This window comes from Pseudomonas sp. QL9, assembly GCF_041409665.1.
Taxonomy (GTDB): Bacteria; Pseudomonadota; Gammaproteobacteria; order Pseudomonadales; family Pseudomonadaceae; genus Pseudomonas; species Pseudomonas knackmussii.
Genome location: NZ_CP166971.1, coordinates 4968088 through 4980053 on the forward strand (window position 1 = coordinate 4968088; position 11966 = coordinate 4980053).

An 11966-nucleotide genomic window follows, 5' to 3' on the forward strand; every position below is an offset into this window, starting at 1 on the left:
CGTTCTCGTCCTACGGCTTGAGTTCATCGGCGATGGCCTGCGGCACCGCCACCGGGAATTCCAGCAACTGCTGGGCGAAGGCCTTGCCCTGTGGATCGATGCGCAGGCTGGCGACGCCGCCGCCGCCGAGGGCGTGTTCGAGCAGGAAGTTCAGGCTGTGCGTGCCCGGCAGATACCAGCGGCTGACGCGGCCGCGCTGCGTGTCGAGCACGTGCTGCATCCATTCGGCCACTGCGCCTTCGCTTAGCGCCTCGGCGATCCACGGCAGGTATTCCGCCTTGCGCGCCATGACGCCGATATTGCTGTGGTCGCCCTTGTCGCCGGAGCGCGCCACCGCGAGCTTCACCAGCGGCACACTGGCCGTGGCCTGGCCCTGGGCGGCCGGCGCTTCCTGCGCATCGGCCAGCGAGGCGGGATCGAAGTGCGGCAGCGATGGCAGGGTGAGCGAATGGCGTTCTTCGCCGACGCTCACCGCCAGTTCGCAGCGCGCCTTGTCGACCAGGAAGGAGAACAGGCGGATCACCGGGTACACCGTGGGCCGGCCGCCGACGATGCCGGTCAGGCCTGGCGCCATGCCGGTGGCGGCCTGGGCGATCTCGCGGGAGAACAGCACCAGGGCTTCCTTGCGGCTGTGGCGCACGGCGATCTTGATCACCACCTCGCGGGTGTCTTCGCGGCGGCCGTGGGGGCCGTAGGTGGCCTCGCTGCCCAGCAGCTCGACGCTGATCTCGCGGTAGGGCCCCCAGCCGCGCTCCATGAGGATTTCTTCGGTCTTGGCGATGATCGCCTGGCTGACCCGCTCGGCCTTCCTCACCGCGTCGATACCGGCGATCAGGCAGCTGGCGGTGCAGCGGAAACCGTCGGGGTAGGTGGCGCTGACCTTGTACTGCGCGGTCGGCGGCAGCCCGCGGGCGCCGCTGACGGCAACGCGGTCGGTGCCGGCTTGGTGCAGGCGAACCTGGGTGAAGTCGCAGATCACGTCGGGCAGCAGGTAGGCGCGCGGGTCGCCGATCTCGTAGAGCATCTGCTCGCCGACGCTGAGCGTGGTCACCAGGCCGCCCGTGCCGGCGGGTTTGGTCACGACGAAATCGCCGTCGGCTTGCACTTCGACGATGGGGAAGCCGATGTGCTCGTAGTCGGGCACGCTTTCCCAGTCGGTGAAGTTGCCGCCGGTGCACTGCGCGCCGCATTCGATGATGTGCCCGGCGAGCGCCGCCTGGGCCAGCTTGTCGTAGTCGCTCCAGGCCCAGTCGAATTCGTGCACCAGGGCGGCGCTGACCACGGCGCTGTCGACCACGCGGCCGGTGATGACGATGTCCGCGCCAAGCTTCAGCGCTTCGACGATGCCCGGCGCGCCCAGGTAGGCGTTCATCGAGACGCACATGGGCGGTAGCGGGGCGCCGCTGAACATTTCAGTGGTGCCGGCCTTGGCCAGATCGGCGGCCTGGGGCAGCAGGTTGTCGCCTTCGAGCACGGCGATCTTCAGGCTCACCCCGGCCTTCTCGCAGGCCGCCGCGAGCGCCTTGGCGCAGCTCTGCGGGTTGACCCCGCCGGCGTTGCTGATGACGCGGATCTTCTTCTGCGCGATGTCGCCCAGCAGCGGCGCGAGCACTTCGACGAAGTCCGTGGCGAAGCCGGCCTCGGGCGCTTTCAGGCGCGCCCCGGCCATGATCGACAGGGTGATCTCGGCGAGGTAGTCGAAGACCAGGTAATCCAGCTGCGCGCCCTTGACCAGTTGGGCGGCGGCGGTGGAGGTGTCGCCCCAGAAGGCGGAGGCGCAACCGATGCGTACGGTTCTGCTCATTGTTCTGCCCGTAACGTTCGAAGTGTGTTTCAGACATTACCAAGCAAGCGCTTGGTTGAAAAGTGCCGATTCGGCCAGATCACCCAACCAAGTAATGGCCAAGCGCTTGCTCGGTTGGCTCGGCGAGCATACATTTCACCTGTATGCACAAGCACTTGCGTGGCGATTGCGGAATCGTCGTGAACACTGGCGCCCGGTGGGCGGATGAGGGGAGAGCAGAGCGTGGATGAGCAAAAGGCCCGCGAAGTGATGCTGGAACTGGTGGCGACCGGGCAGATCACCGATCCGGAAAGCGCCCGCGGCAAGCTGCTGCAGACCGCTGCCCACCTGTTCCGCAGCAAGGGCTACGAGCGGACCACGGTGCGCGACCTGGCCGGCGCCGTGGGCATCCAGTCCGGCAGCATCTTCCATCACTTCAAGAGCAAGGATGAGATCCTGCGCTCGGTGATGGAGGAAACCATCCTCTTCAATACCGCGCTGATGCGCGCCGCGCTGGCCGATGCCGAGGGCGTGCGCGAGCGCCTGCTGGCGCTGATCCGTTGCGAGCTGCAATCGATCATGGGCGGCACCGGCGAGGCCATGGCGGTGCTGGTGTACGAGTGGCGCTCATTGTCGCCGGAAGGCCAGACCTACATCCTCGGCCTGCGCGACATCTACGAGGACATGTGGCTGCAGGTCCTCGGCGAGGCGCGGGTGGCCGGCTACAGCTCGGCCGACCCCTTCATCCTGCGGCGCTTCCTCACCGGCGCCCTCTCCTGGACCATCACCTGGTTCCGCCCGGAAGGCAGCGTGACCCTGGAGCAACTCGCCGAACAGGCATTGCTGCTGGTGATCAAGGAGGCCTGAGCCTCACTCCAGGCCCAGGTGCAGCGGATAGCTGAGCAGCAGCAGGTGCACGCTGTTCACCGCGGCGTGCAGCAGCACCGCCATCGACATGCGTCCGCTGAAGTGCAGGGCCAGCCCGTAGCCCAGGCCGGCGACGCCGGCGACCAGTGCGAACTTGCCGCTGAAGGGCAGGTGCGCCAGGCCGAAGAGCACGCTGGCCACCAGGATGCCGACAAAAGCCCCGAAGCGCTGCACCAGGACGGTCTGCAGCAAGCCGCGGAAGATGCACTCTTCGGTCAGCGAGATGACCGTCAGGTTCATCAGCATCCAGATCCACAGGCCTTCCGGCCATTTCGGCTTCCACACCACCAGGCCGCTGGCGATCGCCAGCAGTGGCACGGCGAACAGCGTGCAAATCACTGCGATGCTGGCGTAGTCCATCGACCTGCTGGTCGGCGGCGGTCGACGCAGCCACCAGACCAGCAGGGTCGCCCCGACCAGGGCCTTGTCCCAGGACAGCCGCAGGGCGTAGGCCGGCGCATCGCTGCTGAGCTGGCGCGAGGGCCATAGCGTCCAGGACTCGCTGCCAGGCAGCAGGTGGGCGGCGAGGGCGAAGCTCGCCAGCAGGCTGACCGTCCACCACACCGGCCAGGGCAGGTGGCGTTCAGCGAAGAGCGTCCAGGCGATATAGAGCACGCCAATGAAAAGACCCAGGGTGTGGACGAATCCGAGGGCAAAGCCGCTGAGCAGGAGCACGCCTGGCAACAGCGGTAGGAGCTTCCTAAGCATCATTTCCTCCATCCAGTGGCGGGAGTCTAGGCGGATTCACCGGCCAGGAGCCACCACTGTCGCAGCCAAATGGCAGAAATGACGTAAGAAAAAGTGCTTGAAAACGAAGGAAAAGTTGGCGGTGACCGGACGGTCGCCGCCAGAACGGGTTCAGCGCTTGTCGTCGCGGGCGTCCTGGGCATCCATTTGGGCGTTGCGCTCGTGAATGCGCTTGAGCTGTTCCTCGGTCAGCGGCAGCTTGCGGGCACTGTCGCGCAGCAGCAGCAGGCCACCGAGGATGGAGCCAAGGGCGAGGATCATGATCAACCAGGCATACCAGGGCATGGTGTTCTCCTATCGGGACAGGCCTTCACCATAACGCCCGCAGCCGGGCTTGTCTTGCAGAGGCAGCCCCGCCTCGGCGGCGGGGCCGGGGGAGGGGCTCAGGCGCCGGTGAGCATGGCGTCGGCGGGGGCGCTGGCGCGGTGCGCGGCGGTCAGCTGGAAGTAGATGAAGCCCACGGCCATGAAGGCGGCGAAGATCGCGGCGATGGTCAGGTTGTACCAGACCATGGCGACCAGGCAGAGCGTCGCCAGGACCAGCGCGATCCCCGGCACCAGCGGGAAGCCCGGGGCGCGGAAGCTGCGTTCCAGCTCCGGTTCGCTGCGGCGCAGCTTGAACAGGCTGAGCATGCTCATGATGTACATGACGATGGCGCCGAACACGCTCATGGTGATCATCGCCGCGGTCAGGCTCATGCCCTGCAGGTTGATCAGGCTGTCGCTGTAGATGGCGGCGATGCCGATCACGCCGCCGGCGATGATCGCCCGGTGCGGGGTCTGGAAGCGCGACAGCTTGGCCAGGCCGCGCGGCAGGTAGCCGGCGCGGGCGAGGGCGAAGAACTGCCGCGAGTAGCCGAGGATGATGCCATGGAAGCTGGCGACCAGGCCGAACAGGCCGATCCACACCAGCATGTGCAGCCAGCCGGAGTTCTCGCCCACCACCATCTTCATCGCTTGCGGCAGCGGGTCGTTGATCCCGGAGAGCGCTTTCCAGTCACCGGCGCCGCCAGCGAACAGCATCACGCCGATGGCCAGCACCACCAGGGTCAGGATGCCGCTGACGTAGGCCTTGGGAATGGTCTTCTTCGGGTCCTTGGCTTCCTCGGCGGCCATGGCCGCGCCCTCGATGGCGAGGAAGAACCAGATGGCGAAGGGAATGGCGGCGAAGATCCCGCCGACCGCCTCGCCGCTGAAGCCCTGGGAGCCGGCCCAGCCGTTGAGCACGAAGTTGCTGAAGCTGAAGCCCGGGGCGACCACGCCCATGAACACCAGCAGCTCGATCACCGCGAGCACGGTCACCACCAGTTCGAAAGTCGCGGCGATGCTCACGCCGAGGATATTCAGCGTCATGAACACCACATAGGCGCCCAGCGCCGCGTGGCGCGGGTCGAGCGCCGGGAACTGCACGTTGAGGTAGGCGCCGATGGCCATGGCGATGGCCGGCGGGGCAAAGACGAACTCGATCAGCGTGGCCAGCCCGGCCACCAGCCCGCCTTTCTCGCCAAAAGCGCGGCGACTGTAGGCGAAGGGCCCGCCGGCGTGGGGAATGGCGGTGGTCAGTTCGGTGAAGCTGAAGATGAAGCAGGTGTACATGGTCGCCACCAGCAAGGTGGTGACCAGGAAGCCGAGGGTGCCGGCCACGCCCCAGCCGTAACTCCAGCCGAAGTATTCGCCGGAAATCACCAGGCCGACGGCGATGCCCCACAGGTGCAGGGTGCCTAGGGTGGGTTTGAGTTGCGTGCTCATGCGGGTTCTCCCTGAAGGGTCAACGACACGACGGCAAGCGTCGTGCAGTCGTCGTGCCAGCATGGGCAGGCAGGTCGCAAAGTGCGGGTTGCTGTCGTTTTCTCGACGATTTGCCGGCGTTCTTCGCCGACTACCTGGTTTTTCTCTGCCGTTTCGCCTCATGTCGGGGCAGCGGCGGCACAAGCCTGGTTCGTTCAGGGGCGGCGCAGCAGGGCGACCAGGCCGAGCGCCAGGGCGATGCTCAGGCACATGCTGGCGAAGGCCAGCCAGGCGTTCGGCCAGAGCAGCGGCATGCCGAACAGGATCAGGCTGTCGTTGCCGCCGGGCACCAGGCTGGCGCCGGCCCCCATGAGTGCGCCGCCGGCCAGGCAGCGCGCCAGGTCCAAAGCGCGCGGCCAGCGATGCCGCCAGTTGCCGGAGAGCCAGCCACCGAGCAGGGCGCCGCCAAACAGCGCGGGGAGCAGCAGGCCGCGAATGCCCAGGTGCATGAAGCGGCCGTCGGCCAGTTCGCCGAGCACGTCGGTGTAGCTCCAGGGACCAACCGTGCAGAACAGGCCGAGGAAGCACAACGCGATGACCAGTGTCGCCAGGTGCGCCGACCAGGGCGTTGCGCTGCGGCGGCGAGCGTCGCGCAGAATCCAGCCGCCACGCAGCGCGAGCGGCAGCACGATCAGCGCCGGCAGGGCGGCCGGCAAGTCCTGCAGCCAGGTAGGCAGAGCCATTGGCATGTCTACCGCTGCGGCGCCCCAGTGCCGGGCGAGCACGCAGCCACCGAGGAAGCCCAGCGGCGTGCCTAGCCAGGCCCACTGCCCGGAGCCGAGCCGGGCGATGGTGCCGAGCACGCAGCCGCCGTTTAGCAGCGCACCCAGGCCCAGCAACATGCCGCCGGTCGCTGCGCCCCAGTGCAGGTCGAAGCCCATGGGCACGCGCGGCAGCAGGCCGAGGACGCGCAGGGCGATCATCCCGGCCATGACCCACAGCGTGGCTTCCAGCAGCGCCGCGAAGCGGGTCCAGCGGCGCAGCAGCACGGCTTCCTCGACGGCGGCGACCAGGCAGGTGCCGCCACGCTGGATGGCGAGCCCCATGAGCGAGGCCAGCGCCAGGCTGGCGAGCAGGATCGGCATCGCGTCGGCTCCTGTAGCGGTCTCCTCTTCAAACGCTAGACGTCGCGTTGGGGTGATTGTTACGCAGCGATGACGTGTCGATGAAAATTGGGTTGGCCGCGACGGCTGTCACATGCTGGCAATCTGGCGCTGCTTCACTGGCGGGCATTTGAATCAGGGGACCCCCTCGATGACCACCAGCGCCCTGCACGCCCTGTTGCGTGAAGTCGAGCCGTTGCGCCCGGAGATGAGCGTCAGCGACGTCGCCGACCGCCTGCTCACCGCCGAGCACCGCGCCTTCCTCTCGCTGCCGGTGGTCGACGCCGAGGGCCGTCCGCTCGGCCTGATCAGCCGCTACAGGCTGCAGGACATCTTCATGCAGCGTTTCGGCCGCGACCTCTGGGGGCGCCGGCCGATCCGCGATGCGATGAACGCGGCGCCGCTGCAGGTGAGCATGGCGTCCAGCCTGGAGGAGGCGGCGCAGGAGATCACCGCGCGCCTGCAGTACCCGATCACCGAGGACTTCATCCTGGTCGACGGCAATGGCGCCTACCTCGGCCTGGGTACCGTGCTCGACCTGCTGAAGGCCATGGAATCGCGCATCGCCCAGCGCAACCGCGTGCTGCGCAAGGCGCTGGTCGACCTCAAGGAATCCCAGGCGCAGCTGGTGCAGTCGGAGAAGATGGCTTCGCTCGGGCAGATGGTCGCCGGCGTCGCCCACGAGCTGAACACCCCGCTGGGCTATGTGCGCAACAACCTCGAACTGGTCCGCGAGCAGATCCTGCCGCTGCTGCAGGTGGCCGAGTCGCAGAGCCAGCTGGTCGACTGCCTGAACGATGCGGCCTGCGACGAAGCGCGGCTGGTCCAGGCCCTGCAGGCTGCCGAAGCGGCCCGCCGCGAAGCGCCGCTGGAGGAGCTGCTGGGCGATCTCGACCAGCTGTTCGGCGACACCACCTACGGCCTCGAACAGATCGGCGAGCTGGTTGGCGGGTTGAAGGACTTCGCCCGCCTGGACCGCGCCATGAGCGAGGAGGTCGATCTCAACGAGTGCGTGAAGAGCGCGCTGCTGATCGCCCGCAACAGCATCAAGGACAAGGCCGAGATCGTCCGCCAGCTCGGCGAGCTGCCGCGCATCGCCTGCGCGCCCTCGCAGATCAACCAGGTGCTGCTCAACCTGTTCACCAACGCTGCCCAGGCGATGGAGCGCTTCGGCCACATCCACGTGAAGACCTGGGCCGACGACGACTCGGTGTACGTCTCGGTGCAGGACAACGGCAAGGGCATGCCCGCCGAGGTCATGCAGCGCATCTTCGACCCCTTCTTCACCACCAAGCCGCCGGGGCAGGGCACCGGCCTGGGCCTGTCGATAAGCTACAAGATCGTCCAGGACCATGGCGGCAGCATTCGCGTCGCGTCCGAACCCGGACGCGGCACCCGCTTCCTCATCCGCCTGCCACGTGCGCAGGCCCGCGACCTGAAACGGAGTGCCTGACATGATCCAGCCGCTCAAGGCCCAGCTGCAGACCGGCCAGGCCCGTCCCTCCGGCCTGACCCGCATCCTCTTCGTCGACGACGAGGAGCGCATCCTGCGCAGCCTGGCCATGCAATTCCGCCGGCACTACGAAGTGCTCACCGAGAGCGATCCGCGCCGCGCCCTGGAGCGCCTGCGCAGCGAGCCGGTGCAGATCATCGTCAGCGACCAGCGCATGCCGCAGATGACCGGCTCCGAACTGCTGGCCCAGGCCCGCGAGATCACCCCGGACACCCTGCGCATCCTGCTCACCGGCTATTCCGACCTGGATGCCGCGGTGGAAGCACTGAACAGCGGCGGCATCTTCCGCTACCTGACCAAGCCCTGGGACCCGCAGGAAATGGCCTTCACCCTGCGCCAGGCGGCGGAAATCGCCGGCCGCCAGGGCGCGGTGGTGACCGACCTGCAGGCCATCAGCCGGGCGGCGGCGCCGCTGAACGTGCTGCTGCTGGACGAGGACGCCGACACCCTGGCGTGCGTCGGCGACTTCTGCGCTGCCAGCGGCCATCGCCTGCATCGCGCGCGGACGCTCGCGGAAGCCATCGCCTGCCTGAATGGCGAGTCGATCGACCTGCTGGTCAGCGACCTGAAACTGGCCGGCGAAGACACCGCGCCGCTGCTCAAGTCCCTCGCCCAGGCCCATCCGCGCCTGCTCAGCCTGGTGGTCACGCCGTTCCGCGACACCCAGGACCTGCTGGCGCTGATCAACCAGGCGCAGATCTTCCGCTACCTGCCCAAGCCGATCCGCCGCGGGCTGTTCGAGAAGGGCCTGAAGGCCGCCGCCGAGCAGGCCCTGCTCTGGCGCGCGCAGCCGCAGCAGCGCGTGGCACGCGTGGCCGAAGTGCCGCGCGAGGAGCGCGAGCGGGAGAAGGTCGGCAGCCTGCTGGGCATGCTCGGCCGCCTGCGTGAACGCCTGACGGTCTGACCCTGGCGGCCCGGCCGGCGCCGGGCCATGCTCTGGGGCTCCCGTTCGCCTGGAGTCTGCCATGAGCTACCTGGGCCTGACCTATGCCCACCTCGCCACTGTGCTGCCGGCGTTCGCCCTGGGCACCTACTTGCTCGTGCGGCGCAAGGGCACGCCACTGCACAAGGCGCTGGGGCGCTGCTATCTGCTGCTGATGCTGGCCACCGGGCTGATAACCCTGGCCATGCCGGCGCATGTCGGGCCGCAGGTGCTGGGGCACTTCGGCTTCATCCACCTGTTCAGCCTGGTCACCCTCTACAGCGTGCCGGCGGCCTGGCTGGCGGCCCGCCGCGGCGATATCCGCACGCATCGCGGCAACATGATCGGCCTGTACGTCGGTGGCCTGCTGATCGCCGGCAGTTTTGCGCTGATGCCGGGTCGCCTGCTACACACCTGGCTGTTCGGCGGCTGAGGCGCGCAGGGCGTCGCCCGAGGCTGCCGGCGGGCGCGCTTTCTGCGACAATGCGCGGCGTTTTTTTTGATTCCCCGCGAGAGAACCCATGTCCGCCTGCCAGTCCCCGATCATCGTCGCCCTGGATTTCCCCACCCGCGAGGCCGCCCTGGCGCTGGCCGAACAGCTCGACCCGAAACTGTGCCGGGTCAAGGTCGGCAAGGAACTCTTCACCCGTTGCGGCCCGGCGATCGTCGAGACCCTGGCGGCCAAGGGCTTCGAGGTGTTCCTCGACCTGAAATTCCATGACATCCCCAACACCACCGCGATGGCCGTGAAGGCCGCCGCCGAGATGGGCGTGTGGATGGTCAACGTGCACTGCTCCGGTGGCCTGCGCATGATGGCGGCCTGCCGCGAGACCCTGGACGGCCTGAACGGCGCCAAGCCGCTGCTGATCGGCGTGACCGTGCTGACCAGCATGGAGCGCGAGGACCTGGCCGGCATCGGCCTGGACGTCGAGCCGCAGGAGCAGGTGCTGCGCCTGGCTGCCCTGGCGGAGAAGGCCGGCCTCGACGGCCTGGTCTGCTCGGCCCAGGAAGCGCCGGCTCTGAAAGCCGCGCACCAGGCCCTGCAACTGGTCACCCCCGGCATCCGCCCGGCCGGCAGCGCCCAGGACGACCAGCGCCGCATCCTCACCCCGCGCCAGGCGCTGGACGCCGGCTCCGACTACCTGGTGATCGGCCGCCCGATCAGCCAGGCCGCCGACCCGGCCGCTGCGCTGACCTCGATCGTCGCGTCCCTGGGCTGATCGCCCCGGGAACGAAAAAAGGCGGAGCAGGGTGACCTGCTCCGCCTTTTTCTTTGCGTGTGTCCCGTCCTGAATAAGGTTTACACCTTCGCCCTTATTTCAGGAGAGCCCCCGATGGCAGAAGGTGTTCGTCGCAGCCAGCGTGATTACACGCTGGCTTTTAAACTGGCGGTGGTCGACCAGGTCGAAAAAGGCGAAATGAACTACAAGGAGGCTCAGGCCCGCTATGGCATCCAGGGCCGCTCGACGGTGCTGGTGTGGTTACGCAAGCATGGCCGGCAGGACTGGAACCAGGGCGCCTCCCTTCGAAAGGCTCGGAGCCCGGATATGAATACCCCGAAATTGCCGTTGACCCCGGAACAACGCATCAAGGAACTCGAGCAGCAGCTTGAGGTGATGAGCCAGAAGGCGCAGTTCTTCGAGGCCGTGGTGAATGTGCTGAAGAATGACTACGGCGTTTCGATCGTAAAAAAGCGTCCCGGCAAGTCCTCACGCAAAGGCAAGTCCAAGCGCTGAGTGTTAGCAGGGCTTGCCAGTTCATGGGCATCAGCCGCCAGGCGTACTACCAGCGCAACCGGGCGGCGGATCAGCGCAGCCAGCAGGATCGACAGATCGCCCAGTTCGTGCGGCAGGTGCGGATGCGTCAGCCGCGCCTGGGAGCACGCAAGCTGCATTATCTGTTGCAGCAGCAAGCGGAAGCCGCGTTGCGAGTTGGGCGCGATCGCCTGTTCCGGGTGCTGGCCGAGCACCGCCTGCTGGTTCGACCCAAGCGGGCGTACCACAAGACCACCCACAGTTTTCACCGGTTCCATCGCCATCCCAATCTGCTCAAGCCAGGGCCGCAACAGGTCTTGCCCGATGCGCCGGAGCGCGTCTGGGTTGCCGACATCACCTATCTGCCCAGCCAGAGCGGCCCGCTGTACCTGAGCCTGGTCACCGACGCCTATTCGCGCAAGATCGTCGGCCATCACGTCCACGACAGCCTGCACGCCGAGTCGGTGGCCCATGCCTACAGCCAGGCGCTGCGGCGCCGCACGACGCAGGAACCCCTGGTGCATCACTCCGACCGAGGAATTCAGTACTGCTCGGGGCTTTACCAACGCCTGCACGCGCAGCACGGAGCAATCTGCTCGATGACCGACGGCTACGACTGTTACCAGAATGCGCTGGCTGAGCGCGTCAACGGCATCCTGAAGAACGAGTTGCTGGAGCATCCTCCCGCCGACCTCGCGCAGGCGCGCCGCATGGTGCGTGAAGCCGTCGACATCTATAACCGCGAGCGCCCTCACCTGGCCCTGAAATACAAAACGCCCGATGCGGTGCATCGGGCGTTTTGAGGTCTGGAGCATGGCCTGAGAGGTGTAAACCTATTTCAGGACTAGACAGTGGCTTTTCGTAGGAGCGAGCTTGCTCGCGAATGGCCCCGCTGCGGAGCAGGTTCGCGAGCAAGCTCGCTCCTACAGGGGGCTCCGGCTCAGCGGGCCAGTGCTTCGCGCGGCCGCTCGATCCAGCGTCCGCGCAGTGTGTCGTACACCCAGTTGAAGACCACGGTGTAGGGCAGGAAGAACAGCAGCAGGCCGATATCGAGGATGAAGGCTTCCAGCAGGCCGACGTTCAGCCACCAGGCCGCCAACGGCACCAGCATGATCACCAGCCCCGCCTCGAACAGCGACGCGTGGAGGATGCGCACCGGCAGCGTGCGGATGAAGCCCAGGCGGCGCTGCACGCGGTCGAACAGCGCGTTGTAGACCATGTTCCAGAGGGTGGCGACCAGCGAGAACATCAGTGTCAGCACACCCATGTGCGCCAGCGGCTGGTCCATGAGCCAGGCGAGGGTCGGCGCGCAGATGGCGAGGGCGATGAATTCGAAGAGCAAGGCATGGAACAACCGTTCCTTCAGGGTCTTTTGCGGACTCATGGGTGTTCTCCGGGCAGTGGGCCCAAGTGGGCCGAATGGCGGCTAT

Annotated in this window: 12 protein-coding genes; 6 read left to right on the top strand and 6 right to left on the bottom strand. The window is 67.2% G+C overall.

Annotated features, from left to right (window positions below):
- Window positions 1-10: 10 nt before the first annotated feature.
- Window positions 11-1804, bottom strand: coding sequence for an acyclic terpene utilization AtuA family protein (locus tag ACA097_RS23130; RefSeq protein ID WP_371366258.1), 1794 nt, complete (start codon window positions 1802-1804; stop codon window positions 11-13).
- A gap of 222 nt (window positions 1805-2026) precedes the next feature.
- Between ACA097_RS23130 and ACA097_RS23135 the strand changes: the two genes are divergently transcribed.
- Window positions 2027-2650: a TetR/AcrR family transcriptional regulator gene (locus ACA097_RS23135; protein ID WP_197539230.1), complete on the top strand. Its 624-nt coding sequence runs from the start codon at window positions 2027-2029 to the stop codon at window positions 2648-2650.
- A 3-nt stretch (window positions 2651-2653) separates the two neighbouring features.
- On the opposite strand, the gene ACA097_RS23140 is transcribed toward ACA097_RS23135, so the two are convergent.
- The 4 genes from ACA097_RS23140 to ACA097_RS23155 form a co-directional block, all read right to left on the bottom strand.
- Window positions 2654-3418: a lysostaphin resistance A-like protein gene (locus ACA097_RS23140; RefSeq protein ID WP_371366261.1), complete on the bottom strand. Its 765-nt coding sequence runs from the start codon at window positions 3416-3418 to the stop codon at window positions 2654-2656.
- A 150-nt stretch (window positions 3419-3568) separates the two neighbouring features.
- The gene (locus ACA097_RS23145) at window positions 3569-3742 is read right to left on the bottom strand and encodes a DUF2897 family protein (protein ID WP_084166670.1); all 174 of its coding nucleotides are present in this window, start codon (window positions 3740-3742) and stop codon (window positions 3569-3571) included.
- Between the two features lie 98 nt (window positions 3743-3840).
- The gene (gene eat / locus ACA097_RS23150) at window positions 3841-5205 is read right to left on the bottom strand and encodes an ethanolamine permease (protein ID WP_371366263.1); all 1365 of its coding nucleotides are present in this window, start codon (window positions 5203-5205) and stop codon (window positions 3841-3843) included.
- 194 nt (window positions 5206-5399) lie between these two features.
- Window positions 5400-6329: a YeeE/YedE thiosulfate transporter family protein gene (locus ACA097_RS23155; protein WP_371366265.1), complete on the bottom strand. Its 930-nt coding sequence runs from the start codon at window positions 6327-6329 to the stop codon at window positions 5400-5402.
- Between the two features lie 169 nt (window positions 6330-6498).
- On the opposite strand from ACA097_RS23155, the gene ACA097_RS23160 reads away from it, so the two are divergent.
- The 5 genes from ACA097_RS23160 to ACA097_RS23180 all read left to right on the top strand — a co-directional run bounded on the left by ACA097_RS23160 (window position 6499) and on the right by ACA097_RS23180 (window position 11339).
- The gene (locus ACA097_RS23160; protein ID WP_371366267.1) at window positions 6499-7800 is read left to right on the top strand and encodes a sensor histidine kinase; all 1302 of its coding nucleotides are present in this window, start codon (window positions 6499-6501) and stop codon (window positions 7798-7800) included.
- A 1-nt stretch (window position 7801) separates the two neighbouring features.
- A complete protein-coding gene (locus ACA097_RS23165; protein ID WP_160287672.1) occupies window positions 7802-8764 on the top strand; it encodes a response regulator in 963 nt (320 codons plus the stop codon).
- 61 nt (window positions 8765-8825) lie between these two features.
- Window positions 8826-9215 (top strand): DUF2306 domain-containing protein, encoded by a 390-nt coding sequence (locus ACA097_RS23170; RefSeq protein WP_160287671.1) that lies wholly within the window; start codon window positions 8826-8828, stop codon window positions 9213-9215.
- Between the two features lie 88 nt (window positions 9216-9303).
- On the top strand, window positions 9304-10002 hold the full coding sequence (pyrF, locus tag ACA097_RS23175; RefSeq protein WP_043253408.1) for an orotidine-5'-phosphate decarboxylase: 699 nt from the start codon (window positions 9304-9306) through the stop codon (window positions 10000-10002).
- Window positions 10003-10116: 114 nt separating this feature from the next.
- A protein-coding gene (locus ACA097_RS23180) for an IS3 family transposase (protein WP_371366270.1) occupies window positions 10117-11339 on the top strand; the annotation gives its coding sequence in 2 pieces (ribosomal slippage) (window positions 10117-10468 and window positions 10468-11339; 1224 coding nt in all).
- Between the two features lie 137 nt (window positions 11340-11476).
- On the opposite strand, the gene ACA097_RS23185 is transcribed toward ACA097_RS23180, so the two are convergent.
- Window positions 11477-11920, bottom strand: a complete 444-nt coding sequence (locus ACA097_RS23185) for a multidrug/biocide efflux PACE transporter (protein ID WP_371366272.1) — start codon at window positions 11918-11920, stop codon at window positions 11477-11479.
- Window positions 11921-11966 lie beyond the last annotated feature (46 nt).

Excerpts from the sequence above, each read along its gene's own strand:
- ACA097_RS23130 (WP_371366258.1), bottom strand. The coding sequence starts at position 1,804 with ATGAGCAGAACCGTACGCATCGGTTGCGCCTCCGCCTTCTGGGGCGAC.
- ACA097_RS23140 (WP_371366261.1), bottom strand. The coding sequence starts at position 3,418 with ATGCTTAGGAAGCTCCTACCGCTGTTGCCAGGCGTGCTCCTGCTCAGC.
- ACA097_RS23145 (WP_084166670.1), bottom strand. The coding sequence starts at position 3,742 with ATGCCCTGGTATGCCTGGTTGATCATGATCCTCGCCCTTGGCTCCATC.
- eat (WP_371366263.1), bottom strand. The coding sequence starts at position 5,205 with ATGAGCACGCAACTCAAACCCACCCTAGGCACCCTGCACCTGTGGGGC.
- ACA097_RS23155 (WP_371366265.1), bottom strand. The coding sequence starts at position 6,329 with ATGCCGATCCTGCTCGCCAGCCTGGCGCTGGCCTCGCTCATGGGGCTC.
- ACA097_RS23160 (WP_371366267.1), top strand. The coding sequence starts at position 6,499 with ATGACCACCAGCGCCCTGCACGCCCTGTTGCGTGAAGTCGAGCCGTTG.
- ACA097_RS23165 (WP_160287672.1), top strand. The coding sequence starts at position 7,802 with ATGATCCAGCCGCTCAAGGCCCAGCTGCAGACCGGCCAGGCCCGTCCC.
- ACA097_RS23170 (WP_160287671.1), top strand. The coding sequence starts at position 8,826 with ATGAGCTACCTGGGCCTGACCTATGCCCACCTCGCCACTGTGCTGCCG.
- pyrF (WP_043253408.1), top strand. The coding sequence starts at position 9,304 with ATGTCCGCCTGCCAGTCCCCGATCATCGTCGCCCTGGATTTCCCCACC.
- ACA097_RS23185 (WP_371366272.1), bottom strand. The coding sequence starts at position 11,920 with ATGAGTCCGCAAAAGACCCTGAAGGAACGGTTGTTCCATGCCTTGCTC.